Origin of the sequence: Sphingomonas sp. (genome assembly GCF_031361285.1) — a bacterium.
GTDB lineage: Bacteria > Pseudomonadota > Alphaproteobacteria > Sphingomonadales > Sphingomonadaceae > Sphingomicrobium.
The window spans coordinates 23,694-46,265 of sequence record NZ_JANMCO010000062.1; the positions used below are offsets into that span (position 1 = coordinate 23,694).

The window sequence follows — 22,572 nt, forward strand, 5'->3', positions numbered from 1 at the left end:
TTTTATGCAGATTATCGTTCGCGACAATAACGTCGAGCAAGCGCTGCGCGCGCTCAAGAAGAAGCTGCAGCGCGAAGGCGTCTATCGCGAGATGAAGCTGCGCCGTCATTATGAAAAGCCGTCGGAAAAGCGCGCCCGCGAACGCGCCGCCGCGATCCGCCGCGCCCGCAAGCTTGAGCGCAAGCGGATGGAACGCGAAGGCACCGCCCGCTAGATTTTCACCCTTCGAAGCCGCCTTTTCGGGAGGCCGAATCGCATGCCAGCTACCACCGTTGCCAACTCTCCGAGCCGCCGCACTGGTGTTGGCAAGCTGTGGCTTGGTCTGCTCGCGCTCGTCGCTGCCGGGATCGCCTTGGCCTGGATAGGGGCCGGTTCGTTGCGCGGCGAGACCACGTCAAGCGGTCTCCAGTTCCGCACCGTCCAGGCCGGCGCGGGCCCGCAGATCAAGGCCGTTGACGGCGTGCTCATCGAATATGAGGGGCGTTTGTTGAACGGCACCGTGTTCGATAGCAGCGAGGGCCGCGGACCCACACCGATGATCGCCGGGCAGGTAATCCCCGGCTTTGCCGAAGCGCTGACCAAGATGCAGAAGGGCGGACGTTACCGCATCCATATTCCGGCGAAGCTCGGCTATGGCGCTTCGCCGCCGGCCGGAAGCCCGATCCCCGCCGACTCTGACCTCGAATTCGACGTCCACGTGGTCCAGATCGTACCCAACGCGGCATTGATGCAGAGAGCGCAGCAGGAGGCCGTGGGCGCGCAACCCGAAACCGCCCCACCCCAGCCTTAATCGGCCTCGGCAGGTTCGCCATGCTTGGCTGGTTGGCGGCGGCTCAAGTCGATCAGCACCACTTTCAGCGACGCGAGGATGGGATCGGCGAACAATATGCCGAGAATGCCGAATAGCGCCCCCATCAACAATTGCATGGCGAGCACGATCGCCGGCGCCAGGTCGACCGTCCGCCGGGCAATGTAGGGGACGACCAGATAGCCATCGATGTTCTGGACGAAGAAATAGACGAAGATCGCCCACACGCCTTGCGTCGGCCCGGCGCTGAACCCGACCGCGACCATGAGCAGGCCCGAGGTAATCGCGCCGATGTTGGGAATGAAGGCGAGCAAGCCGGTGACGAGGCCGAGCAAGGCCGCCATCGGCACCCCGCCCAGCATCAGCATGAACCAGGTGAATATGCCTTCGAACAGCATGCCGACGAGGCGGCCGAACAATAATCGGCGGAGCGTGAACCCGACATGTTCGGCGATGCGATAGAAGCCGGTGCGGGCCCGAAGCGGCAACATCCAGGCGATGCCGCGGTCGTAAATCCGGGGCTCGGCGGCCAGGAAGATGCCGATGACGATCATCGCGATGACGCTGGTGACGGCGCCAATCGCACTGCCGACGGCGCTGGTCAGCCGGCCGACCGAGCCGAGCAGCTGCGCCCCGACGGTGCTGGCCTGGCCCTTGGGCAGCAGCCCCAGCGACGAGGCAAATTCGACCACGCGGTGGAACTGGGCGGTGACGACGATGCGCAGCGTTTCTGCCTGGGCGGCGATGGTCGTCCCAGCGAACCAGAACACCCAGCCGATGAAGCCAAAGCCAAGGACGATCGTCAGCAACAATCGCCAGCCCCGCGCAATCGGCAGGGCTCGTCCGAGCAGGCGGGCGCCGCCGTCGAGGAAAACGGCGAAGATGATCCCGCCGAGGATCAGCAGCAGCGGCTGGGCAAGGACGATGACGCCGGCAATGGCCAGTGCCATGCCAAACCAGACGGCCGCTTTCTGCAGCTCGCGGCGGACCAGGGGGTCGCGGAATTCCGCCGGGCCCGGCCGCTCGATGTGCGGCTCGTCGATCGGCGGCTCGGCCATCTAGTGGGCCGATCCCCTCAGCGAGCGCCCAGCGCGGCCACCACGCAGCGCCTCGAACCAGCTGATCGGATTGAAGATCTGGGTAGTGCCATCCAGGGAGAAAGTGATGAACTCGGCCCGGCCGCCGATATTCTCCCACGGCACCGGCCCGCCAAGGCCGTTCTCCGGCGGGCCGAGGCTGAAGCGGCTGTCGGCGCTGCGGTCGCGGTTGTCGCCCATCAGGAACAGATGGTCGGCGGGCACCTTGACCGGCCCATAGTCGTCACCAGCGCTCTGGCCGAGGTCGATGGTGTCATAGCTCGGACCGCCGGGGAGCGTTTCGCGAATGATTGGCAGGCGGCAAAAATCGCCTTGGGTCGTGTGCACCCGGAAGCCGGAAAATTCGATTCCGCACGGCGCGTTGGCGTCGACCGGGACCAGGTCTGGCGGACGGACTTGCGACGGGATGGGTTGGCCGTTGAGGATCAGCCGGCCGTGCCGCACTTCGACGGTATCGCCGGGCAGGCCGATGACCCGCTTGATATAATCGTCGCTTTGGCCCGGCGGCGTGACGATGACGACGTCGCCGCGCTTGGGCATCCTGCCGAGCAGTCGCCCGTCCCAATGCGGAAAGACGTGGAAGCTCGGGCTGACCCACGACCAGCCGAACGGATATTTGCTGACCACCAGCCGGTCGCCCTTCAATAATCCCGGCATCATCGATTCCGACGGAATGTAAAACGGCTTGGCGATGAAGCTGTGGAAGGCGAGCACGGCGAGGATGACCCAAAACAGGCCTTTGGCCTCGCGCCACACCGCCGAGCCTTTCGACTCCTGGGGTTGGGCGGGCGTTGCGAATGGTTCGTCGAGCGCGGCGGCGCCCTCGTCGCTCAATGGCGTTTCGGTGCTCAATCAGGACTCCAACTTGCGTGCGGTCAGGATGACGAAGGCCTGCGCCCAGGGATAATCGTCGGTCATGGTCAAGTGAATGTCGATCGCGTGGCCCGCCGGCGCAAGGGCGTCAAGCCGTGCGAGCGCGCCGCCGGTAAGCGCGAGGGTCGGCGCCCCCGATGGCGCATTGACGACGCCGATGTCCTTCATGTGGACGCCGCGCTTGAAACCGGTGCCGACCGCTTTGGAGAATGCTTCCTTGGCGGCGAAGCGCTTGGCGAGGGTGCCGGCCGTGGTGTGCGGGCGCGACGCTGCTTTGGCGCGCTCGGTGTCGGTGAACACCCGGTTGAGGAAGCGTGTCCCGAAGCGCTCGAGCGATTTCTCAATGCGCGCGATATTGCACAGGTCGGAGCCGATCCCGAGGATCATAAAATCCTCCCCGGGACGGGGAGGTGGCAGCGCGTAGCGCTGACGAAGGGGGGTCTGCGCCTGGCACGAAGCCCCCTCCACCATGCCGCGCATGGTCCCCCTCCCCGTCCCGGGGAGGATCTATCCACGCGCCGCATTCATCAATGCGCGCATGCGCCGGATGCTGGCGTCGAGTCCGGTGAAGATCGCCTCGCCGACCAGGAAATGGCCGATGTTGAGTTCGGCGAGCTGCGGGATGGCGGCAATGGGCGCGACATTGTCGAAGGTCAGGCCGTGGCCGGCGTGCGGCTCGATGCCGTTCTTGACCGCCAGCGCGGCGCAATCGGCGATGCGCTTGAGTTCGCTGGCGCGCTCGTCACCAGCGACATGGGCGTAGCGGCCGGTGTGGAATTCGACCACCGGCGCGCCGAGCCGGATGGCGGCATCGAGCTGGGCGGTGGATGGCTCGATGAACAGGCTGACGCGGATCCCCGCCGCCTTCAGTCGCTCGACGAACGGGCGCAGCGTGTCGATTTGCCCGGCGGCGTCGAGCCCGCCCTCGGTGGTCCGCTCCTCGCGCTTTTCGGGGACGATGCAGGCGGCGTGCGGGCGGTGGGCCAGGGCGATCGCCAGCATTTCTTCGGTCGCCGCCATTTCGAGGTTCAGCGGCAGGTCGATCGCCGCCATTAGTCGGTCGATGTCCTCGTCGGTGATGTGCCGCCGGTCTTCGCGCAAGTGGGCGGTGATGCCGTCAGCGCCGGCCAAAGCGGCGACGATGGCCGCGCGCACCGGGTCCGGATGCGGTCCGCCGCGCGCGTTCCTGATGGTCGCGACATGGTCGATGTTGACGCCCAGGCGGAGCATTAGGCGGCGCGGCTCCCCGGCTTCACGGCGGGGATCGCGGCCAGGTCGGGCGGGAGATCGTTGGCGGCGTAGGTCGGCACGTCGATACGGATCAACGCGGTGAACGGAACCCCGAGATCGGCCTTGCCGCCCGAGCGATCGACCAACGCAGCAGCGCCAACCACCTTGCCGCCAGCCGCTTCGACAGCAGCGATCGCTTCGCGCGACGACAGGCCAGTGGTGACGACATCCTCGACCAATAGCACCCGCTCGCCCGGCTCCAGGCGAAATCCGCGTCGCAAGTCGAACTGGCCGTCGGGCCGCTCGACGAACATCGCCGTCTTGCCCAGCGCGCGGCCCATCTCATGGCCGATGATAACCCCGCCCATGGCGGGAGAGACCACCGCGTCGATCGTGCCGCGGACCTCATCGGGCAGTTTGGCGGCAAGCGCCCGGGCCAGCCGTTCGGCCCGCGCCGGATCCATCAGGACGCGGGCGCACTGGAGGTAACGCGGGCTGCGCAGGCCCGACGAGAGGATGAAATGACCTTCCAGCAGCGCCCCCGCAGCGCGGAACTCATCGAGAATCTCGTCGTCGGTCATGCCGTCCTGCCATTGCGCCTGGGTTCGCGTGAATAGGCCGCTCGCGGGGCCGCTTCAACACTCTGCGCAAATCGCTGGAACTGGCGCTTGAGGGAGCGAAAAGCCGCGCCTATAAGCCGCCCAAATCCGGGGCCCTCGCGGCGAGCGCCCCAATCCCAACCCAATGTCACCGGGGTGCGAATGAAACTGATTGGATGGGCGATTGCCCTGGCTGCGGCCGGGCTCACACCGGCAGCGGCGCAAGTCCCGCCGGCCGCGGCTCCGACGACGGCCGTTGCCACCGCAACGCCGATGGCGCCGGCCGTGGTGGATCATTCCGCGCCTGCCATGCCCGCGGGCATGGTGATGCCGGTCACGCCGCCAGCGCCGGGGATCGGGGTGCCCGACGGCCGCATGGGCATCCAGTTCCAAGTCACCGACCTTGGTCGGGAAGCGCAAGCATTCCATGACGGGCCGTTGCTTTGGCTGTGCGCAGTGATCAGCGCTTTTGTTCTCGGGTTGCTAGCGTTCGTGATGTTCAAGTTTCGCCGTGGCGCCCATCCGACGCCATCGCGCAATTCGCACAACACGCTGCTGGAAATCGTCTGGACGCTGGTCCCGGTGCTAATCCTGGTCGGGATCGCGATCCCGTCGATCCAGCTGCTGCGCCACCAATATTCACCGCCCAAGGCCGATCTGACCGTCAAGGTCATCGGCAACCAATGGTATTGGACCTACCAATATCCCGACAATGGCGACCTTGAGATCGTCTCCAACATGCTCAAGGAAAAGGGCGATGTGAAAGCGGGCGACCGCTTCCGCACCGACGCCGACGGGCCGCCGCTGCTGGCGGTCGATGAGCGCATGGTCATTCCGGCCGGCAAGGTGGTGAAGTTCATCGTCACCTCGAACGACGTCATCCACAGCTTTGGCGTGCCGGCGCTGTGGCAGAAGATGGACGCCAACCCCGGCCAGCTCAACGAAACCTGGGCCAAGGTCGACCGACCGGGCGTCTATTTCGGCCAATGTTCGGAACTGTGCGGCGCCCGCCACGGCTATATGCCGATCGTCATCGAGGCGGTGACGCCGGCGAAATTCGCTGCCTGGATCGCGTCGAAGGGTGGCAAGATGCCGGGAGCAGCAATGCCCAAGCCCGACGCCACTGCGAGCGCTGATCCGGCGGCGATCAAGCAGCCCGTGACCAACCAGGCCGCGACGGCCCAGAATTAAGAGCGGAACGAGTAATATGAGCACCATTCCCGCCAACGCGCTGCCGCTCAAGGCCCACACGGATTCTGGCGCCAGCCATGATGCGCACCACGATGCCGATCACAAGCCGGGCTTTTTCGTCCGCTGGTTCATGTCGACCAACCACAAGGACATCGGCACGCTTTATTTGATCTTCGCGATTGTCGCCGGGATTATCGGCGGCGCCATTTCGGGCATCATGCGGGCCGAGCTTGCCGAGCCCGGCATCCAGATCCTCAACCTCGCCTGGCCGCTGGGGTCGGGCACCGCCAACTTCGATGAGTGGACCCACCATTGGAACGTGCTGATCACCGCCCACGGGCTGATCATGGTGTTCTTCATGGTCATGCCGGCGATGATCGGCGGCTTTGGCAATTGGTTTGTGCCGCTGATGATCGGCGCCCCCGACATGGCGTTCCCGCGGATGAACAATATCAGCTTCTGGCTGCTGATCCCGGCCTTCTCGCTGTTGCTGGGGTCAAGTTTTGTATCCGGCGGCAGCGGACTTGGCGCCGGCACCGGCTGGACCGTCTACGCGCCGCTATCGACGTCGGGGTCCGCTGGGCCCGCGGTCGACATGGCGATCTTCGCGCTCCATCTGGCCGGCGCCAGTTCGATCCTCGGGGCGATCAACTTCATCACGACGATCTTCAACATGCGGGCGCCCGGCATGACCCTGCACAAAATGCCGTTGTTCGTCTGGTCGATCCTGGTCACCGCGTTCCTGCTGCTGCTGGCGCTGCCAGTGCTGGCCGGAGCGATCACCATGCTGCTGACCGACCGCAATTTCGGCACCGCCTTCTTTGATCCGTCGGCCGGCGGCAATGTCGTTCTCTACCAGCATCTGTTCTGGTTCTTCGGCCACCCCGAAGTCTATATCATGATCCTGCCGGGCTTCGGCATGGTCAGCCAGGTGATCGCCACCTTCAGCCGCAAACCGATCTTCGGCTATCTCGGCATGGCCTATGCGATGGTCGCGATCGGCGTCGTCGGCTTTGTCGTCTGGGCGCACCACATGTTCACCACCGGCATGAGCGTCAACGAGAAGATGTATTTCACCGCGGCGACGATGGTCATCGCGGTGCCAACCGGGGTCAAAATCTTCAGCTGGATCGCGACCATGTGGGGCGGCAGCCTGACCTTCGAAACGCCGATGCTGTGGGCGATCGGGTTCATTTTCCTGTTCACCGTCGGCGGCGTCACCGGCGTCGTCCTGGCCAACGGCGGGGTCGATAATTACATGCACGACACCTATTATGTGGTCGCGCATTTCCATTATGTGCTGAGCCTGGGCGCGGTGTTCGCGATCTTCTCCGGCTTCTATTACTGGTTCCCGAAAATGAGCGGGAAAATGTACAACGAGACGCTCGGCAAGTTGCACTTTTTCATCATGTTCATCGGCGTCAATCTGGTCTTCTTCCCGATGCATTTCCTCGGGCTCGACGGTATGCCGCGGCGGATCCCCGATTACACGCCGGCCTTCGCTCATTACAATTGGATCGCGACGGTCGGTTACATGGTGACCATTGCCGGCATGGCGATATTCTTCGTCAATCTGTTCTGGTCGCTGGCGTTCGGCAAGAAGGCGCCAGACAATCCGTGGGGCGAAGGCGCGACGACGCTCGAGTGGACGCTGCCCAGCCCGCCGCCGTTCCACCAATTTTCGACCCTGCCCAGGATCGACTAGGCCGCCGTTTCGGCGGGATAGCCATGGGGCTTCGGGTGGCATGCCTCTTTGCCTGGTTCGGCGCGTGAGATGACTCGATCATGGACTCCTGATATCCGTAAGGGTGAGGGGCAGGTTATGGCGGACGTCTTCGTCTCCTATGCGCGGTCGGATGAGCTGTTTGCGGAACGTGTGGCCGAGGGCCTGCGGGGCGAGGGATATCAGGTCTGGCGCGATGACGAATTGCCCGCGCATCGCGCCTACGCCGACGTAATCCAGGAACGGCTGTCCTCGGCAGGCGCCGTGGTGGTACTGTGGTCAGCCGACGCAGTGACGTCCCAATGGGTGCGTGCGGAAGCAGATGTGGCGCGAGCGGCGGGCACGCTTGTTCAAGTGACCGTCGATGGCTGCATTCCACCGCTTCCGTTTAACCAATACCAGTGCGCGAACCTTCAGGCTTGGGACGGCAACGCGACGGCACCGGGTTGGCGAAAGCTCACCGCAAGCGTCTCCGCGCTTGTCGGTGCGATGGTCCAGAGTGATAAGCAACAGCCCAAAAAATCGAACCGGCAGGTCTCTGTTTGCGTTCTGCCGTTCGCCAACATGAGCGGGGATGCCGAGCAGGAATATTTCAGCGATGGCATCAGCGAAGACATCACGACTGACCTGTCGAAAGTGTCTGCGCTTGGAGTCACGGCTAGGAACACGGCGTTCACCTTCAAAGGGCAAGCAGTCAACATATGTGATGTCGCTCGAAACCTCGGCGTCAGCCACGTGCTCGAAGGCAGCGTCAGGAAAGTCGGGAACCGCGTCCGCATCACGGCACAATTGATTGACGGGGGGACAGGCGACCATGTTTGGGCGGAACGTTACGACCGCGACCTCACGGATATCTTCGTCATCCAGGACGAGATCAGCCGGTCGATCGTCCGGGCGCTCAAGCTCAAACTTCTCCCGGAAGAGAAGAAGGCGATCAAGCAGCGGGGGACGACCAATGTCGAGGCCTACAACCTCTACCTTCTGGCGCGGCAATATTGGATAACGGGCAACCACGGCGACATTCGTCGCGAGCAGCGAGTCATGCGAATCTCCGGCCGAGCGGTCGAACTGGACCCTTATTATGCGCAAGCCTGGGCGCTCCTCGCCATCGCGCAGTCCAACTTGCGCTATAATTTCGGAAGCGAGATCGAGGACGGTGTGGCAGCCGCCCATACGGCGCTGGCGATCGACCCAAGCATAGCTGAGGCACACTGCCCGATGGTGCGCCGACTGGAGGAAAGAGGCCTTTTCGACGAGGCCGGCGTTCAGATGACAACGGCGCTCGGACTCGACCCGGAATCGTGGGAAGTGAACAAGGAAGCGGCTCGGGTCTGCATGCGCGAGCGCCAGTGGGACGCCGCGACGAGGCACCTGGAAAAAGCCGTCTCGATCATCGAAACCGATATCCACGCCTGGGGCATGCTGGTGACCTGTTATCATGCGCTCGGCGATGGCGACGCCGAGCGCAAAGCCGCCGAGATGTCGATCGCGCAGGCGGAACAAATATTGTCGAAAGATCCAAGCAATGGCGCTGCAATGAGCTTCGGGGCAAGAGGATTTGCCGCGCTAGGGAAGGTCGACCATGCCGAGGAATGGATGGCCCGAGCCATGCTTGTCGACTGCGATAATCTGGACATGCGCTATAATTTCGCAGGCATGCTCGCCGCTTATCTGGGAAACCAGGACGGTGCGTTGAGGCTGCTTCGGCGTAATTTCTCGTCCATCAGCAAATATCATTTAAGAATCGCGGAATCTGATCCGGACCTCGATTCGCTCCGGGCCGACCCCCGGTTTTCGACTATGCTCTCGCGCGCAAGGACCCGGCTCGGCATTCCGGACGATGGCGCCTTGGGTCCGCCGGACACGCTGCCCGCTCCTTTCAAATGGTTGATCGGTGGCCAATGAGATATCCGGCTCCCCGCGTCCGGACTGGATGCGCGGGATGGACTTAGGAAATAGGAACGCCCACCGTCGTTTCTGCCCTGCAATCAGGAGATCGAGATATGCCTCAGTTCGTGATCGAGCGTAATATGCCGGGCGTAGGCCAATTGAGTGTCTCCGATCTCAAGGGCGCTTCCCAGACTTCGTGCCAGGTGCTTCGCGATCTTGGGCCGGACATCCAATGGGTCCACAGCTATGTGACCGATAACAAAATCTATTGCATTTATCGCGCGCCCGACGAGGAACTCATAAGGGAGCATGCGGAGCGCGGCGGATTTCCTGCCAACAGCATCTCGCAAGTCCACAGCGTGATCGATCCGACAACGGCTGAATGAATCGCGACTGACCTGCGCTCCGCGCCCGAAGTTCGCTTGATCACTTCGAGGCGGGAGAGGGGTTTTCTGGCCTCGACCGACCCCCTATAGAGCCGGCAATGCCCGCCATCGAAATGATCAACCCAGCCGCGCTGCCGACCGATTGGCGCGACCTCGTCGCGCTGACCAAGCCGAGGGTGATGAGCCTGGTGGTGTTCACTGGTCTGTGCGGCCTGCTGGTTGCGCCGGTGATGCCGCCGCTGGCGCTGGGCTTCACGGCGATCCTGTGCATTGCGCTTGGCGCTGGTGCGGCCGGAGCACTCAACCAATGGTATGAAGTTGATCTCGACGCGCAAATGAAGCGCACCGCTAATCGGCCGCTGCCGGCCGGGCGGATGGACCGCCAGACCGCGCTTCACTTCGGGGTTGGGCTGGCGGTTTTCTCGGTCATCCTGATGTACCTGGCGACCAATCATCTGGCGGCGCTGCTGCTGGCGGCGTCGATCCTGTTTTACGTGCTGGTCTACACCGTGTGGCTCAAGCGGCGGACGGCGCAGAACATCGTCATCGGCGGCGCCGCCGGGGCGTTTCCGCCGCTGATCGGCTGGGTCGCGGCGACCGGCCAGCTGGCGCCGCTGCCGCTGATCCTGTTTGCCATCATCTTTCTGTGGACGCCGCCGCATTTCTGGTCGCTGTCGCTGTTTGTCCGCTCGGACTATGCGGCGGCCAAGGTGCCGATGCTGCCGCTGACCGCGGGCGTCGCCGCAACCCGGCGGCAAATCTTCCTCTACAGCCTGCCGATGGCGGCTGCCGCCATCGCGCCGTGGCCGCTGGGTCTGGCCGGGGTGCTCTATGGCCTCGTCGCCACCGGCTTGAGTGCTGGATTCCTGGTCATGGCCGGGCAGGTGCTCGCCAACCGCGCCACCGAGCCGGCCGGGATGCGGCCCGAGAAGCGCTTGTTCGGTTTTTCGGTGCTGTATCTGTTCGCTTTGTTCGCGGCCCTGGTAGTCGATCGCTGGATTGCCGGGTGAGCGAGCACGAGCAGGAAGTCGTCCGGCGCCAAAGGGAGCGCGCGCGGCTGATGGCGTGGCTGCTCGGCGGCTTTGTCATCCTGCTGTTCCTGATCACCGTCGCCAAAATCGGACTTCAATCATGACCGCTTTGTCCCAGCGCAACACGCGCACGGCGCTGCTGATGGCACTGTTCGCGGCGGCGATGGTCGGGCTCGCCTTCGCGTCGGTGCCACTGTTCCGCTTGTTCTGCCAGGCGACGGGCTTTGCCGGCACCACCCAGCGTGCCGACCGGGCGCCGGGCGCAGTCGCCGGTCAGATTGGCGTGCGGTTCGATGCCAATGTCCATCCCGGGCTGTCGTGGCGGTTCGAGCCGGTGCAGCGGACGGTCCGCATCAAACCCGGCGCCAAGACCCAGATCTTCTATCGCGCCACCAACCTCGTCGCGCGGACGACGACTGGCCAGGCGGTGTTCAACGTCACGCCCGACAAGGCCGGGCAATATTTCAAGAAGATCGCTTGCTTCTGCTTCACCGAGCAGACGCTGAAAGCGGGCCAGACGGCCGACATGCCAGTGGTGTTTTTCGTCGATCCCAAGATCCGCAATGACCCGGACACCAAGGACATCGACGAGATTACCTTGAGTTACACTTTTTACCCGGTGGAAACCTAGGGCTCGGGCGGCTAGAGCCGCTCGCAGGAACAAGAGGAAAGCACGACCCGATGGCGGCGACCCAGAACCACGATTACCACCTCGTCGACCCCGATCCGTGGCCGCTGATCGGCGCCATGGGCGCCTTCGCCTTGTTCGGCGGCGCGGTGATGTGGCTGCACGCCAATCCCTATGGAAAGTTCGTGATGGCAGCGGGCGTCGCGACCGTGATCGGCACCATGATCGCCTGGTGGAACAACACCATCCGCGAAGCTCACACCGGCTATCACACGCCGGTCGTCCAGCTGCACCTTCGCTACGGGATGATCCTGTTCATCGCCTCCGAAATCATGTTCTTCCTCGCCTGGTTCTGGGCGTTTTTCGACAGCTCTTTATTCCCGCAAGCGGCGATCGGCGGACATTGGCCGCCCAAGGGCATCGCAGTGCTCGATCCGTGGGGCTTCCCGCTCCTCAACACGATGATCCTGTTATGCTCGGGCACGACCGTCACCTGGGCCCACCATGCGTTGATCCACGGCGATCGCAAGGGCCTCAAGCTCGGCTTGTTGCTGACCATCCTGCTCGGCCTCTTGTTCACCAGCATCCAGGCCTATGAGTACGCCCACGCGCCGTTCGCCTTCAAAGGCAGCATCTATGGTTCGACCTTTTTCATGGCGACCGGATTTCACGGTTTCCACGTCATTGTCGGCACCATTTTCCTGATCGTCTGCCTGGCGCGCGCCAACCGCGGCGATTTTACGCCCCGGCAGCATTTCGGGTTCGAGGCGGCGGCCTGGTACTGGCACTTCGTCGACGTCGTCTGGCTGTTCCTGTTCGTGTCGATCTATGTGTGGGGCGGCTGGGGCGCGCCGATCCACGGCTGATCGGGTTCCGCCCGTGAGCGAGCCTTCGCCTATGGCGGCCACGCTTGCCGGTTCATGCCCTCGTTGCGGCGGGAAAACCCTGTTCACCGGCTGGATTAACTTCGCCGACAAATGCCGGGGCTGCGGCCTGGATTTCGCCGCGTTCAACGTCGGTGATGGTCCCGCCGCGTTCCTGATCCTGATCGTTGGTGCGATCCTGGTGACTGGCGCGATCACCGTCGAATTGATGTTCACGCCGCCGTTCTGGGTGCATTTGATCTGGATCCCGATCGGGCTTGGCCTCACCGTTTTTGGCCTGCGGGTCGGCAAGGCGATGCTCCTAGCGCAGGAATATACGCACGCCGCTAGGGAAGGGCGGTTGCAGCCATGATCCGCAAATTGCCGCTGATCCCGACCCTGATTGTCGCCGCCGCCGTTGCGGTCATGATCGCTCTGGGCTTTTGGCAAATTCGTCGGGCGCATGAAAAAGAAGCGCTGATCGCCCGCTACCAGGCAGCGCAGTCGATGCCGCCGATCGCCTTCCCGACCAGCCCGCTCGACACCGACGATTTGCCGCTGTTCCGCCACGCCACCGGCCTGTGCCTCAAGGTCGCCAACATGCGCGCCACGGCCGGCAGCAACCTGGCGGGTGAGCCCGGCTTCGCCCAGGTCGCCGACTGCGTCACCGGCGCGGAAGGGCCGGGGATGAGTGTCGAGCTGGGCTGGTCGAAGAACCCCAATGCGGCGGTGCAATGGCGCGGCGGCCTGGTCAGCGGGATCATCGCGCCCGACCGTAAGTCGCGCCTGCGGCTGGTTGCGGCCAGCGCCCCGGCGGGGCTCGAGGCGAGCGCGCCGCCGTCGATCGACCAGATCCCGAACAATCACCGCGCTTATGCAGTGCAATGGTTCCTGTTCGCGCTGATCGCGGCCGTCATTTACTTCCTGGCGGTGCGCAAACGGCTGCAAGAGCCAAAGCCGTGATGCGGCTGACGACCCTGGCCAATGGCTTGCGCGTGGCGAGCCGCGCAATGCCGGGCTACGCCACCGCCGCGGTCGGCCTGTATGTCGAGAGCGGGTCGCGGAGCGAGCCGGCGGCGCTCAACGGCATTGCCCATCTGTTCGAGCATATGGTGTTCAAGGGCGCCGGCGGCCGATCGGCGCGCGCCATCAGCGAAGCGATCGAGGACGTCGGTGGCGAACTCAACGCCTGCACCGAGCGCGAGGGCACCAACTTCACCGCCAGCGTCATGCCCGAGCATGTGCCGCTGGCCGTGGAACTGATCGCCGACCTGGTGCTGCGCGCGCATCTGTCGCCGGACGAGCTGGCGCGCGAGAAGGACGTCGTCCTGCAGGAACTTGGCGAGGCGCGGGACACGCCCAACGACATCATTTTCGACGAGCTGTGGAGCGCCGCCTTCGATGCCCAGCCGATCGGCCGTTCGATTCTCGGCGACGAAGCCAGCATCGAGCGGATCGGAACCGGCGATCTGGAGGCTTGGCGATCCGGCCAGTTTCGCGGCGGCAATGTGATCCTGGTCGGCGCCGGCAAGGTCGAGCATGAAGCTTTGGTCGCGCTTGCGGAAACGCAGTTCGCCGCGGTTGAACCGGGCCAGCCGGCGAAACCCGAACCGGCGCACTTCACCGGCGGATCGCGGATCGGTCGAACGCCCAGCGAGCAAGCGCATCTGACCATCGGGCTGGCGGCGCCGTCCAACCGCGCCCCCGACTATCTCGCCGCGCGCTTGTTCACCGACCTGGTTGGGGGCGGCATGTCGTCGCGGCTGTTCCAGGAATTGCGCGAGGAGCGTGGCCTTGCTTACTCAATCTATTCGGTCCTCCACCCGTTCGCCGACACCGGACTGTTCTACGCCTATGCGGCGACCGCCAAGCGCCAATCGGCCGATGCCGCCCAGCTGATCGAAGACATTATTCGCGCCGCCGCCGCCGATGCCAGCCAGCGCGAGCTCGATCGGGCGCGGATCCAGGCGCGGGCGGCGCTGCTAATGTCGCTCGAAACGCCGTGGGGGCAGGCCGCCTATGTCGCCCGCCAATTGTCGATCCACGGGCGGCTGGTCGAGCCGGCGGAGGTGCTGGAGAAACTGGCCGCGGTGACGCTCGACGACGTGCGCGCCGCCGGCGCGGCGATGGTCGCCGGCCCGCGCGCCCGGGCGACAATCGGAGTGCCGGCGGTCCGCGCCGCGTGACCGCACTCACCACCCTGGTTGCCGAGCCGTGGGCGGATTGGGGCCTGATCGACAGCGGCGGCGGGCTCAAGTTCGAGCGTTACGGCGCGGTGACTGTCGTTCGGCCAGAACCGCAAGCGATGTGGGCGCTGGCACTGGCCGACTGGGACCCCGACGCGACTTTCGTTCCCGGCTCCGACGAGGAGGGCGGGGGACGCTGGGTCGAGCATCGGCCGGTGCCGCGCGATTGGGACCTGGCCCGCGGGGCGGTCAAGTTTTACGCCAGCCTGACGCCGTTCCGCCATCTTGGGTTCTTCCCCGACATGGCGCCGCAATGGGACTGGATGCGCGAGCGCGCGAGCGACGCCGAGGTACTCAACCTGTTCGGCTACACAGGCGTCGGCAGCCTGCTGCTGAGCGACGCCGGGGCCAAAATGGTCCACGTCGATGCATCGAAGAAATCGGTCGAGGGTGCGCGCGCGAACGCTGCTCTGTCGGGAATGGCTGACCGGCCGATCCGCTGGATCGTCGACGACGCCCGCAAGTTTACCGCCCGCGAAGTCCGGCGCGGTCGCCGTTACGACGGCATCTTGCTCGACCCGCCCAAGTTCGGTCGCGGGCCCGAGGGCGAAGTGTGGCGGCTGGAGGAAGACCTCGCGCCCTTGCTTGCCGACTGCCGCCAATTGCTCGACGCCGACAGCCGCTTCCTGGTCCTGACCGTTTATGCCGTACGGATGTCGGCGCTGGCGATCGGCGAGCTGGTGACGCAGCTATTCGGCGATCTCGGCGGCACGGTCGAGGTAGGCGAGATGGCGGTGCGCGAAGAGTCCCGCGGTTTATTGTTGCCGACGGCAATCTTTGCGCGCTGGAGTCGCGACTAGGTTCTTCCCGCCCGGATCGCGGCGCCGGCAACGAACGGCGCTCCGGCGGCAATCAGCAACGACACCGCCGCCTCGAGCAACAGCGCGCCTGACCCGCCATCACCGCTCGCTGCGGCGGCGAAGATCAGCAGCGGCACGGCCAGCGGCAGCAGCAAGATTCCGGCCAAAGCCCCGGCGCGCGGCAGCCCCGCGGTCAGCGCCGCCACCGCCACCGCCAATGCAGCAAGTCCGGGTGTGCCGACGGCCAGCGCGATGAGGGCGCGACCAAGCGATTGAGAATCCAGCCCGAGAATTACCGACCCCGGCACTGCTGCCAGCAGCAGCAAGGGCGCGAAGGTCAGCCAGTGGGCGACGATCTTGGCCAGCGCGACGCTTTCCTCCGCCAAACCATGCAATGCGAGCTGGTCGAGCACGCCGTCGGCGCGATCGGGCTCGATCAATCGCTCGATGGGCAGCAGCGCTGCGGTCAGCGCCGCGATCCACAAGGCGCCGCCGCCAATCCGCCCGAGCAGCCGCGCGTCCGGCCCGACGGCAAACGGTACCAGGGTCGCGACCAGCAGGAAGAAGCCAACCGGCAGCCATGCCGCGCCGCCAATCGCCCGGCGGACGTCGCGGGCGATGAGCGCGGCGATCATTGGCCGAGCTCCAGCTGCGCCCAGGCGCCAGCGAGCGGTGCGTGCGACGCGGCGAGCACCGCTCCACCCGAGGCACGATGGCGCGCGAGCAGACCGTCCAGCCGCTCGACCCCGTCGGCATCGAGACCGTTCAACGGTTCGTCGAGCAGCCACAGCGATGCCCCCGAGGAGGCGACGCGGGCGAGCATCGCGCGCTTCGCCTGCCCGGCCGACAGCAGGCGCACCGGCACGTCCGTCAGACCGGTCAGGCCCATCGCTTCCATCGCCGGATCAACATCGGCAGCCCAGAACCGCAGCGCCCGGCCGAGTGGTAGGTCGCGGTCGAGCGCCAGCGCATCGTCGGCCAGCGCGAGCGCCGCACGATCGATCCGCCCGGCCTCGGCTCGCAGCAGACCCGCGGCGAGCCGGATCAGGCTTGATTTGCCGCTGCCGTTGGGGCCCGTCAGGTGCAGCGCCTCGCCTGGGCTGAGGGTGAGGTCGAGGCCTTCGAACAACAGCCGACCGCCGCGCCACAGCGTCACCTTATTGAACATCAGCAGCGGCTTCATTCCGCCGCCTCTTCGAGCGCGTGCATGTCGTCATCGGAGAAGCCGAAATGATGCCCGACCTCGTGGATGACGATGTGGGCGACCAGCCGATCGAGGCTGTCGCGGCTCGACGACCATTCGGCGAGGATCGGGCGTCGGTACAAAGTGATCCGTTCGGGCAGCGTGCCCGACTGGCCGACGCTGCGCAGGTGGAGCGGGACGCCTTCGTACAGCCCACTCAATTGCATCGGGTGGTCCAGCCCGACATTGCGAAGCGTCTCGGCGTCGGCCAATTCCTCGATCCGCAACACGATATCGTCGAGGCTGTCGGCGAACGGGGCGGGCAGCCGCCCCATCGTCCGGCGCGCGATCGCGTGGATGGCGTCGGCCGACGGCGTTCGCAGCGACAGGCGTTCGGCCAGGTTCATGGTTCAGCGCCCTACGGTCGCGCCGCATCAGCGGCAAGCTTGCCCCCTGCTGCCCCGCCCCGTAGATGACCCGACGTCCAGTGCATGCGGAGCGGTGGCCGAGTGGTCGAAGGCGCTCGCCTGGAAAGTGAGTATACGTCAAAAGCGTATCGTGGGTTCGAATCCCACCCGCTCCGCCAGCAAGTCATTGATATCAGAGAACTTTTCTTCTAAATGATGCTCGCTTTTCGAGCATCATTTCCCCCGTCTCTTTGGTCTGCTTTACCTTAGCTTGAGGCGATCATTTCTCTGTTTCGGACTTTGCCCAGGTTGGCCCTATTTTCTGCCCACATTTCCGAGGGTTAGATTTGGGTCCGTACTGAGAGTTCGAATCCCTCTTGGTCCGCCACCGTTAAGTCATTGACTTAGCATCATTTTCTGGCCCGTCACTGATGCCGCGGAAGTGCCCATTCTCGCGGGCCGTCTGGACGGGGGAGCGCAGAGGTAAGGCAGTTACTTCGCCCGAAAGGCGCTGGATTCTCCCGGGGCGGATCGCGCAGTACCGTTTTTCGCGGCGCGGCGAGGTAGCCTTCAGTCAGCACGCTCCCCGAAAGTGAAAACGGACCATGCGGTCCGTCAGGTGCTGGGAGTTTCGAAATCGTGGCGGCGGCCGCCGTCACGGGGCCGTCGCTATGAAGCTCTTCCCAACAAAAGACTGTGCTTCTGCTGGTCCCAGTCGAGAGAGATTGAGTCCCTTCTGCAAAGGGAGCCACTATCCAGCCAGGCCGGCTGCCTGCCGGTCATGATGGCCTTCACGACATCTGGGGAGAGGAACGCGAGCCTCAGGACGCGCGTCACATAGGACTGAGTGACGTCTTCGCTCGCCGCAAGCCCGGTGACGGTCAGGCCATGTTCCTGCAGAAGACGCTGCCACCAGCTCCTCGCCTTCACGATCAAACGGACGAGCGTGAGGTCGACAGTCGACCGGATAAGCCGGCCGTCGTGCTGGATCATCCGTATCGCCCGTCCCGAGCGGGTCAGCCGAGCCGCGGTTTCGAGAAGGAGAATTTCATCGTCTGATGTGTGGGCCGGGACGCCGAGCAGATCGCATAGCGCTGGCCAGTCCACCTTGATGGTAACTTTGTCGTCTCCAACGATCACCTTTCCGACCATCTGGCGAACGACTGCTCGCTGTCCCTCGACTCTCGACCCATGTATTTCTGCCGCCAATGCCTGGCCCCGTTGGATGGCTCGCTCTGTTACAGCGGCATCGGTGGTGGCGTGATGCTCGAGAACGCTGAGCGGATTGACGAGCATCTCGGTCAGTCGCGCAACGACGATATGTTCCAGCTCGAGGGCCGGAATGCGCATGCCTTCCCCGTTTCCCTGTAGAAGCCCTCTTGTGACATAGTAGCGATAGCGGCGCTTGCCAGCTGCAATCTTCTTGCTGGCATGGGTCGCAATCAGCGGCTCGCCGCGTTCATCGACGATGCGACTTGCCAGCAGGCTCTGCTGTTCCGCGTCGCGTGGAGTCCGGTCACCTTTGACGTGGCGGGAAAGGAGTTCCTGTGCCCGATCGAAGGTCTCGGGATCGATGATCGGCTGGTGCAGGCCCGGCCAGACCTTGTCGCGATGGACGATGTCGCCGACGTAAATGCGGTTCCCAAGCATGTTATACAGCTCCGACCGATTGAAAGCTGCGCCGCCATAGGCCCGGCCGTTGGCTGTGGTTCGGTCGGGTTTGACGATGCCGCTCGACAGCAACTCTCTGTGAAGCAGGCGCATGTTGCCTAGCCGCAGGTAGCGATCGAAGATGTCTCTAACCAGAGCAGCATGCTGTTCGACGATGGCTAGGCTTCTGCCTTCGGGCCGGTATCCGATAGGCGGGTTCCCGCCCATCCACATGCCGCGGGCTTTGGACTGGGCGATCTTATCGCGGATCCGCTCAGCAGTGACCTCGCGTTCGAACTGGGCGAACTACAGCAACATGTTCAAGGTCAATCTGCCCATGCTGGTGGTCGTGTTGAACGACTGCGTAATGGAAACAAAGCTCGTGTCCGCCTTGTCGAACGTCTCGACCAGCTTGGCGAAGTCAAGCAGCGAGCGGGTCAGCCTATCGACCTTGTAGACGACGACGATGTCGATCCGGCCAGCTGCGATATCCTCGAGTAGTCGGTTCAAGCCCGGCCGAGCCAGCGTTCCGCCGGATATGCCACCATCGTCGTATCGCTCCTTGCCGAGGAGCCATCCTTCGCTGGCCTGACTCTTGATGTAGGCGGCGCAGGCCTCGAACTGGGCATCGAGACTGTTGAAGTCTTGCTCGAGGCCTTCCTCGCTCGATTTGCGGGTGTAGATGGCGCAGCGGACCCGCATCATGCTGCCTTCCTTGCGCGGGTGCCAAAGAAGGCTGGACCGGACCAGTGCGTGCCAGTGATCGTACGGGCAATCACGCTGAGGCTGTCCCAGTCCTTGCCCTGCCAGTTGAACTTCTGCTCCTCGGTGACGGTGACGATGTGCAGTTTGCCTTGCCATGATCGCGAGAGCCGGGTTCCGGGCGGCGGGCCATTTGACCCTGCCGCCAGTTCGCACAGCTTTCGGTCGGTTGACTTGGTAATGCCGCCCAGTGACTTCGACTGCAGCGCATGGGCAAGCGCCAACCGAAGGAGTCCGGCGCTGATTTTCGGAGGCGAACTTTTCATACGCCGGGCCCAGGCGACTCGCAGCTCTTCGAGCTTCATCGCCTCGAGCGCGGCAAGCCAAGCGCGCACATCGTCCCGGGTCATTGCGGCGCTACCGCGCGATAGGTCCGCACACCATCGATCTTGTCGCTGCTGATGGCATAGCCCTTTTTCTTGAGGCCGGTCAGCGCAGCCCGCGTGGTGTGCGGAAGCCAGCCGGTCGCAGCGATCACCTGATCGATCGTCGCCCCTTCGTCGCGGACGACCAGCGCCGCCAGTGTCTGTTGCTTGTTGGGTGCTTTTTGCGGCGCCACGGACACAGTGGCTTCTGGCCGCGAAGCAACGACGGGCTTGGTCGTGCCCGCCGCAGCATTGTCGGACTTGTTACCCGAGGGTGCATTTGATCGTTTCTTGGACGTCTTGGTCATGGTGGGTCTCCATCGTGGCGCAGCCTGATGCTGGTCCACCACCCACAGCCCCGCCGGCGCAACCGGTCGGGGCAGCGGCGCTTCAGCGCCGCGACTCGATGCCATGACCAATGCTCTGGTTCGAACCGAAGTCCAGTCGAGTTCGCTGTTGTGCAAAAAATGCTGGGTCTGGACTTCGCCGGTCAGTGAGGACGTCAGTGCGCACATGGAAGACGCCGACGCGCCTGACCCCGATCTGATGGATTTGGTGGTTCTGCTATGCACCCGCATTGGGATGATCATGGAGGACATGAGCCCGCTGGCAATCGATGCGTCGAGCGACGTGCTGAAGGGGCGGGTTTGGACAGCAGTTCCCTACAGTTTTCCTTACAGTCCGAAGAGTCAGTTTGGAGAATAGGCGGCAAGCCTTTCGGCACAGTCCCCCATCTCTTCAAGCCATCTCGCGAGATCCTCAAACCGAATGTGGTGGGACCTCCGCTCATTCTTTAACTGTCTAATCCAAGCGCTGCGTCAAGGTGACGATGCGCGCGCAGCCCACTTGGCTTCTCACCTTCACGAGACCAACGAAACCTTTCTCGGTCTGTCGTGCGGCAGGCCGCAGGGCAGGGGAATTGGCGATGGGCAAGCGGTTCAAATCTTGGATGCGCTTCGCCAGAGCCGGGCAGTCCAAACAGGGCTCCTGACCGAACTCGCCGAGACGGAGTTATTCATCCCCGGAATCGGATCCGATAAGGTATCGGACCTGACGACAAACATTATCCGCGGGCCTCTTCTCGATTACACAAGGCAGGAAGCCGAACTGTGGGGAATGCCCCTTACAGGCAATGTCGCGCTCGCCCCCGTCTGGGATCCTAATCAAGAGGATTGGGTCCAAGCACCGCGAGAAACGATCGTAATTGCGGGAGCCCCCGTAATCCTCGTGCCCAAGTTTTCGGTCCGTAAGGTCCTCTCGCTGAACTCGCAGGAGTTCTACAACGACCACATGATCCCCTACCTGCAGCAGGAATACCTGCATGCAGGCCAGGCACTCGTGCATGTCCTCAAGTCGGGAGGCAGGCGAGTCTACAAGAAGGAGGTCAAGGAGAGGCACCCTCGCTACAAGCCGGACTTGGCGAGGTTCGCCCAGGAACATCCTGATGTCCTGGAGCAATACAAGCGGCTGGCTGGCGCCAAGGGTGTCCTCGATCCGGACGACCTAGAACCGAACTTCGACGAACAGGACTATGCCCGCCAGGTTGCCGATGAGCTCCGCGGCATTGGCGGTGGAAACGCACAAGCGAGCGAATACCACCGCTACTGCATCGGTACTCTGACTTTCCTTTTCTTCCCGGAGCTAATCGCACCCGTCAAAGAACGGGAAATCGACGATGGCCGCAAGCGCATCGACATTAGCTACACAAACGCTGCCCGCGATGGGTTCTTCGACACTGCGCTCCGTTCCGCGCAGACAAGGGCCATCCAAGTCCCGGTCGAATGCAAAAACTATAGTCAGGACATCGCTAACCCGGAGCTGGATCAGCTCACTGGCCGCTTTTCGCATGTTCGTGGATTCCTTGGCCTGCTTTGTTGCCGTTCGTTTTCAGACAAGGAGAGATTCATTGCCCGTTGCAAGGACGCGGCCGTGCATCGCGGGCACTTTGTGATCGCTCTCGATGATGACGATCTGCTGCTGATGCTCGGCAATGTGGAGCGCGGGGACCGATCGGCGAACGATCGATTTCTTCGGCGGCGTTTTGCAGACCTCGGCGATTGAGCCGGACCTGCGCGCGCTGATTGCCCGCGTGCGCGACGCCGTAGTCGCCGGTTCAGTCGAGGTCGATCTCACGGCGGTCGAGACATGGGAGCAGTGGGCGTCGGCCGAGGCGGACCGGCTCGACCCGGTCCGGTCGGGCCAGATTCTGTCGCACCTCAAAGAAACCTAGGTACGGCGGATCACCTTCTTGTTGCTCTTATAGATCGAGCAGGTGCCGCTTTCCTGGACGAAGTCGCTCGTCGTGGCGAGTGCGCCGGTGATCTGCGCCGGGTGCGCGGTGTTGTTGATGAGCCCCACGCCGGCAGCGATACACGAGTTGCAGACGGGCTCCGGTCGATGCTTTGAAATGAAGTCATTGACGCGCTGAGGGACGGACATTGGAGCCTCTATTTTCGTCCGTGACGGTAGCGCATCGCCGGACGCGAAGACAGTCCGGACTCGAACCGGAGTTCACATAACACCGGGTGTCGCGCGTCGCTCGCGACGAATGGCTGCTGTAAACGCCCGTTTGCGACGCATGTTGAAGGAGCCGACTTCTACGCTAAGCCGGCTCCATGAAGCCAAGCTCATGACGACCCTGCACTATTCCGGGCGGCTCTTTCCTGGCGATGTGGTTGCCGGGACAAGGAATCGATGAAAAAGCGGGGCACGGTCGTTGCTTCTGACGTTACCCGCCAGGACATCCGTACCATTACGTATGCGAATAATGCGAATGGCCCGCATAAGGTCGCGACTGCCTTCCGGTGTTTCCCTCCCCAGCCCGGTTTCGCCGGAAGGCT

At 63.8% G+C, this 22,572-nt stretch carries 30 protein-coding genes and 1 tRNA gene; 18 read left to right on the forward strand and 13 right to left on the reverse strand.

From position 1 onward, the window contains the following. Window positions 1-4 precede the first annotated feature (4 nt). Both rpsU and RMO25_RS06240 read left to right on the forward strand, forming a co-directional pair. The gene (gene rpsU / locus RMO25_RS06235; RefSeq protein WP_309661735.1) at window positions 5-214 is read left to right on the forward strand and encodes a 30S ribosomal protein S21; all 210 of its coding nucleotides are present in this window, start codon (window positions 5-7) and stop codon (window positions 212-214) included. Between the two features lie 42 nt (window positions 215-256). Further along, complete coding sequence (locus RMO25_RS06240) at window positions 257-790, forward strand: FKBP-type peptidyl-prolyl cis-trans isomerase (RefSeq protein WP_309661736.1); 534 nt, start codon at window positions 257-259, stop codon at window positions 788-790. Here RMO25_RS06240 and RMO25_RS06245 read toward each other — a convergent pair. The 5 genes from RMO25_RS06245 to pyrE form a co-directional block, all read right to left on the reverse strand. Beyond that, window positions 787-1,866: an AI-2E family transporter gene (locus RMO25_RS06245; protein WP_309661737.1), complete on the reverse strand. Its 1,080-nt coding sequence runs from the start codon at window positions 1,864-1,866 to the stop codon at window positions 787-789. The two genes, RMO25_RS06240 and RMO25_RS06245, sit on opposite strands and share 4 nt — an antisense overlap. Then, window positions 1,867-2,757, reverse strand: coding sequence for a signal peptidase I (lepB, locus tag RMO25_RS06250; RefSeq protein ID WP_405051851.1), 891 nt, complete (start codon window positions 2,755-2,757; stop codon window positions 1,867-1,869). Continuing rightward, window positions 2,758-3,165 carry a holo-ACP synthase gene (gene acpS, locus RMO25_RS06255; protein WP_309661738.1) on the reverse strand — a complete coding sequence of 136 codons (408 nt, stop codon included), beginning with the start codon at window positions 3,163-3,165 and terminating at the stop codon, window positions 2,758-2,760. It lies immediately after the preceding gene. A gap of 120 nt (window positions 3,166-3,285) precedes the next feature. After that, the gene (locus tag RMO25_RS06260; protein WP_309661739.1) at window positions 3,286-4,008 is read right to left on the reverse strand and encodes a pyridoxine 5'-phosphate synthase; all 723 of its coding nucleotides are present in this window, start codon (window positions 4,006-4,008) and stop codon (window positions 3,286-3,288) included. Continuing rightward, window positions 4,008-4,589: an orotate phosphoribosyltransferase gene (pyrE, locus tag RMO25_RS06265; RefSeq protein ID WP_309661740.1), complete on the reverse strand. Its 582-nt coding sequence runs from the start codon at window positions 4,587-4,589 to the stop codon at window positions 4,008-4,010. Before pyrE ends, RMO25_RS06260 begins: the two co-directional genes overlap by 1 nt. 180 nt (window positions 4,590-4,769) lie before the next feature. On the opposite strand from pyrE, the gene coxB reads away from it, so the two are divergent. From coxB to RMO25_RS06325, 12 genes are all read left to right on the forward strand, one after another. Further along, window positions 4,770-5,798, forward strand: coding sequence for a cytochrome c oxidase subunit II (coxB, locus tag RMO25_RS06270; RefSeq protein WP_309661741.1), 1,029 nt, complete (start codon window positions 4,770-4,772; stop codon window positions 5,796-5,798). A gap of 16 nt (window positions 5,799-5,814) precedes the next feature. Further along, on the forward strand, window positions 5,815-7,503 hold the full coding sequence (gene ctaD / locus RMO25_RS06275; RefSeq protein ID WP_309661742.1) for a cytochrome c oxidase subunit I: 1,689 nt from the start codon (window positions 5,815-5,817) through the stop codon (window positions 7,501-7,503). A 117-nt stretch (window positions 7,504-7,620) separates the two neighbouring features. Next, window positions 7,621-9,426, forward strand: coding sequence for a TIR domain-containing protein (locus tag RMO25_RS06280; protein WP_309661743.1), 1,806 nt, complete (start codon window positions 7,621-7,623; stop codon window positions 9,424-9,426). Window positions 9,427-9,524: 98 nt separating this feature from the next. Beyond that, window positions 9,525-9,797 (forward strand): DUF4242 domain-containing protein, encoded by a 273-nt coding sequence (locus RMO25_RS06285; protein WP_309661744.1) that lies wholly within the window; start codon window positions 9,525-9,527, stop codon window positions 9,795-9,797. A 98-nt stretch (window positions 9,798-9,895) separates the two neighbouring features. Further along, window positions 9,896-10,807 carry a heme o synthase gene (locus tag RMO25_RS06290; protein WP_309661745.1) on the forward strand — a complete coding sequence of 304 codons (912 nt, stop codon included), beginning with the start codon at window positions 9,896-9,898 and terminating at the stop codon, window positions 10,805-10,807. Then, complete coding sequence (locus tag RMO25_RS06295; RefSeq protein WP_309661746.1) at window positions 10,804-10,932, forward strand: hypothetical protein; 129 nt, start codon at window positions 10,804-10,806, stop codon at window positions 10,930-10,932. Before RMO25_RS06290 ends, RMO25_RS06295 begins: the two co-directional genes overlap by 4 nt. Continuing rightward, window positions 10,929-11,459, forward strand: coding sequence for a cytochrome c oxidase assembly protein (locus tag RMO25_RS06300; protein WP_309661747.1), 531 nt, complete (start codon window positions 10,929-10,931; stop codon window positions 11,457-11,459). Before RMO25_RS06295 ends, RMO25_RS06300 begins: the two co-directional genes overlap by 4 nt. Window positions 11,460-11,509: 50 nt before the next feature. Further along, on the forward strand, window positions 11,510-12,322 hold the full coding sequence (locus RMO25_RS06305) for a cytochrome c oxidase subunit 3 (protein ID WP_309661748.1): 813 nt from the start codon (window positions 11,510-11,512) through the stop codon (window positions 12,320-12,322). A gap of 31 nt (window positions 12,323-12,353) precedes the next feature. Further along, window positions 12,354-12,692 carry a DUF983 domain-containing protein gene (locus RMO25_RS06310; protein ID WP_309661749.1) on the forward strand — a complete coding sequence of 113 codons (339 nt, stop codon included), beginning with the start codon at window positions 12,354-12,356 and terminating at the stop codon, window positions 12,690-12,692. Beyond that, complete coding sequence (locus RMO25_RS06315; RefSeq protein WP_309661750.1) at window positions 12,689-13,282, forward strand: SURF1 family protein; 594 nt, start codon at window positions 12,689-12,691, stop codon at window positions 13,280-13,282. The genes RMO25_RS06310 and RMO25_RS06315 overlap by 4 nt, the downstream gene beginning before the upstream one ends. Next, the gene (locus RMO25_RS06320) at window positions 13,282-14,505 is read left to right on the forward strand and encodes a pitrilysin family protein (protein WP_309661751.1); all 1,224 of its coding nucleotides are present in this window, start codon (window positions 13,282-13,284) and stop codon (window positions 14,503-14,505) included. The genes RMO25_RS06315 and RMO25_RS06320 overlap by 1 nt, the downstream gene beginning before the upstream one ends. Further along, complete coding sequence (locus tag RMO25_RS06325; RefSeq protein ID WP_309661752.1) at window positions 14,502-15,365, forward strand: class I SAM-dependent methyltransferase; 864 nt, start codon at window positions 14,502-14,504, stop codon at window positions 15,363-15,365. The genes RMO25_RS06320 and RMO25_RS06325 overlap by 4 nt, the downstream gene beginning before the upstream one ends. Here the strand turns inward: RMO25_RS06325 and RMO25_RS06330 are convergent. The 3 genes from RMO25_RS06330 to RMO25_RS06340 are packed head-to-tail and all read right to left on the reverse strand — an operon-like array spanning window position 15,362 to window position 16,955. Further along, window positions 15,362-16,000, reverse strand: coding sequence for a heme exporter protein CcmB (locus RMO25_RS06330; RefSeq protein WP_309661753.1), 639 nt, complete (start codon window positions 15,998-16,000; stop codon window positions 15,362-15,364). The genes RMO25_RS06325 and RMO25_RS06330 overlap by 4 nt on opposite strands. Further along, window positions 15,997-16,548, reverse strand: coding sequence for a heme ABC exporter ATP-binding protein CcmA (ccmA, locus tag RMO25_RS06335; protein ID WP_309661754.1), 552 nt, complete (start codon window positions 16,546-16,548; stop codon window positions 15,997-15,999). Before ccmA ends, RMO25_RS06330 begins: the two co-directional genes overlap by 4 nt. After that, window positions 16,545-16,955 (reverse strand): metallopeptidase family protein, encoded by a 411-nt coding sequence (locus RMO25_RS06340; RefSeq protein ID WP_309661755.1) that lies wholly within the window; start codon window positions 16,953-16,955, stop codon window positions 16,545-16,547. Before RMO25_RS06340 ends, ccmA begins: the two co-directional genes overlap by 4 nt. Before the next feature lie 88 nt (window positions 16,956-17,043). On the opposite strand from RMO25_RS06340, the gene RMO25_RS06345 reads away from it, so the two are divergent. Further along, window positions 17,044-17,134 (forward strand) — tRNA-Ser (locus RMO25_RS06345). Window positions 17,135-17,624: 490 nt separating this feature from the next. On the opposite strand, the gene RMO25_RS06350 is transcribed toward RMO25_RS06345, so the two are convergent. The 4 genes from RMO25_RS06350 to RMO25_RS06365 form a co-directional block, all read right to left on the reverse strand. Next, window positions 17,625-18,839: a recombinase family protein gene (locus RMO25_RS06350; protein ID WP_309661756.1), complete on the reverse strand. Its 1,215-nt coding sequence runs from the start codon at window positions 18,837-18,839 to the stop codon at window positions 17,625-17,627. A 72-nt stretch (window positions 18,840-18,911) separates the two neighbouring features. Then, complete coding sequence (locus RMO25_RS06355) at window positions 18,912-19,310, reverse strand: recombinase family protein (RefSeq protein ID WP_309661757.1); 399 nt, start codon at window positions 19,308-19,310, stop codon at window positions 18,912-18,914. Continuing rightward, entirely contained in the window at window positions 19,307-19,717 is a 411-nt protein-coding gene (locus RMO25_RS06360) for a DUF2924 domain-containing protein (RefSeq protein WP_309661758.1), read from the reverse strand. The genes RMO25_RS06355 and RMO25_RS06360 overlap by 4 nt, the downstream gene beginning before the upstream one ends. Next, a complete protein-coding gene (locus RMO25_RS06365) occupies window positions 19,714-20,040 on the reverse strand; it encodes a DUF3489 domain-containing protein (protein WP_309661759.1) in 327 nt (108 codons plus the stop codon). Before RMO25_RS06365 ends, RMO25_RS06360 begins: the two co-directional genes overlap by 4 nt. A gap of 103 nt (window positions 20,041-20,143) precedes the next feature. Between RMO25_RS06365 and RMO25_RS06370 the strand changes: the two genes are divergently transcribed. The 3 genes from RMO25_RS06370 (at window position 20,144) to RMO25_RS06380 (ending at window position 21,962) form a co-directional block, all read left to right on the forward strand. Then, complete coding sequence (locus RMO25_RS06370; RefSeq protein WP_309661760.1) at window positions 20,144-20,437, forward strand: hypothetical protein; 294 nt, start codon at window positions 20,144-20,146, stop codon at window positions 20,435-20,437. A 379-nt stretch (window positions 20,438-20,816) separates the two neighbouring features. Beyond that, window positions 20,817-20,936 carry a hypothetical protein gene (locus RMO25_RS13845; protein WP_405051852.1) on the forward strand — a complete coding sequence of 40 codons (120 nt, stop codon included), beginning with the start codon at window positions 20,817-20,819 and terminating at the stop codon, window positions 20,934-20,936. A gap of 885 nt (window positions 20,937-21,821) precedes the next feature. Beyond that, complete coding sequence (locus tag RMO25_RS06380; protein ID WP_309661762.1) at window positions 21,822-21,962, forward strand: hypothetical protein; 141 nt, start codon at window positions 21,822-21,824, stop codon at window positions 21,960-21,962. Here RMO25_RS06380 and RMO25_RS06385 read toward each other — a convergent pair. Further along, complete coding sequence (locus RMO25_RS06385; RefSeq protein WP_309661763.1) at window positions 21,959-22,090, reverse strand: hypothetical protein; 132 nt, start codon at window positions 22,088-22,090, stop codon at window positions 21,959-21,961. The two genes, RMO25_RS06380 and RMO25_RS06385, sit on opposite strands and share 4 nt — an antisense overlap. Window positions 22,091-22,572: the final 482 nt, after the last annotated feature.

Excerpts from the sequence above, each read along its gene's own strand:
- RMO25_RS06365 (WP_309661759.1), bottom strand. The coding sequence starts at position 20,040 with ATGACCAAGACGTCCAAGAAACGATCAAATGCACCCTCGGGTAACAAG.
- RMO25_RS06350 (WP_309661756.1), bottom strand. The coding sequence starts at position 18,839 with ATGTGGATGGGCGGGAACCCGCCTATCGGATACCGGCCCGAAGGCAGA.
- RMO25_RS06240 (WP_309661736.1), top strand. The coding sequence starts at position 257 with ATGCCAGCTACCACCGTTGCCAACTCTCCGAGCCGCCGCACTGGTGTT.
- RMO25_RS06245 (WP_309661737.1), bottom strand. The coding sequence starts at position 1,866 with ATGGCCGAGCCGCCGATCGACGAGCCGCACATCGAGCGGCCGGGCCCG.
- RMO25_RS06305 (WP_309661748.1), top strand. The coding sequence starts at position 11,510 with ATGGCGGCGACCCAGAACCACGATTACCACCTCGTCGACCCCGATCCG.
- ctaD (WP_309661742.1), top strand. The coding sequence starts at position 5,815 with ATGAGCACCATTCCCGCCAACGCGCTGCCGCTCAAGGCCCACACGGAT.
- coxB (WP_309661741.1), top strand. The coding sequence starts at position 4,770 with ATGAAACTGATTGGATGGGCGATTGCCCTGGCTGCGGCCGGGCTCACA.
- RMO25_RS06260 (WP_309661739.1), bottom strand. The coding sequence starts at position 4,008 with ATGCTCCGCCTGGGCGTCAACATCGACCATGTCGCGACCATCAGGAAC.
- RMO25_RS06330 (WP_309661753.1), bottom strand. The coding sequence starts at position 16,000 with ATGATCGCCGCGCTCATCGCCCGCGACGTCCGCCGGGCGATTGGCGGC.
- RMO25_RS06370 (WP_309661760.1), top strand. The coding sequence starts at position 20,144 with ATGACCAATGCTCTGGTTCGAACCGAAGTCCAGTCGAGTTCGCTGTTG.
- RMO25_RS06315 (WP_309661750.1), top strand. The coding sequence starts at position 12,689 with ATGATCCGCAAATTGCCGCTGATCCCGACCCTGATTGTCGCCGCCGCC.
- pyrE (WP_309661740.1), bottom strand. The coding sequence starts at position 4,589 with ATGACCGACGACGAGATTCTCGATGAGTTCCGCGCTGCGGGGGCGCTG.
- RMO25_RS06360 (WP_309661758.1), bottom strand. The coding sequence starts at position 19,717 with ATGACCCGGGACGATGTGCGCGCTTGGCTTGCCGCGCTCGAGGCGATG.
- ccmA (WP_309661754.1), bottom strand. The coding sequence starts at position 16,548 with ATGAAGCCGCTGCTGATGTTCAATAAGGTGACGCTGTGGCGCGGCGGT.
- acpS (WP_309661738.1), bottom strand. The coding sequence starts at position 3,165 with ATGATCCTCGGGATCGGCTCCGACCTGTGCAATATCGCGCGCATTGAG.
- rpsU (WP_309661735.1), top strand. The coding sequence starts at position 5 with ATGCAGATTATCGTTCGCGACAATAACGTCGAGCAAGCGCTGCGCGCG.
- RMO25_RS06310 (WP_309661749.1), top strand. The coding sequence starts at position 12,354 with ATGGCGGCCACGCTTGCCGGTTCATGCCCTCGTTGCGGCGGGAAAACC.
- RMO25_RS06340 (WP_309661755.1), bottom strand. The coding sequence starts at position 16,955 with ATGAACCTGGCCGAACGCCTGTCGCTGCGAACGCCGTCGGCCGACGCC.
- RMO25_RS06320 (WP_309661751.1), top strand. The coding sequence starts at position 13,282 with ATGCGGCTGACGACCCTGGCCAATGGCTTGCGCGTGGCGAGCCGCGCA.
- RMO25_RS06290 (WP_309661745.1), top strand. The coding sequence starts at position 9,896 with ATGCCCGCCATCGAAATGATCAACCCAGCCGCGCTGCCGACCGATTGG.
- RMO25_RS06355 (WP_309661757.1), bottom strand. The coding sequence starts at position 19,310 with ATGATGCGGGTCCGCTGCGCCATCTACACCCGCAAATCGAGCGAGGAA.
- RMO25_RS06280 (WP_309661743.1), top strand. The coding sequence starts at position 7,621 with ATGGCGGACGTCTTCGTCTCCTATGCGCGGTCGGATGAGCTGTTTGCG.
- RMO25_RS06300 (WP_309661747.1), top strand. The coding sequence starts at position 10,929 with ATGACCGCTTTGTCCCAGCGCAACACGCGCACGGCGCTGCTGATGGCA.
- RMO25_RS06285 (WP_309661744.1), top strand. The coding sequence starts at position 9,525 with ATGCCTCAGTTCGTGATCGAGCGTAATATGCCGGGCGTAGGCCAATTG.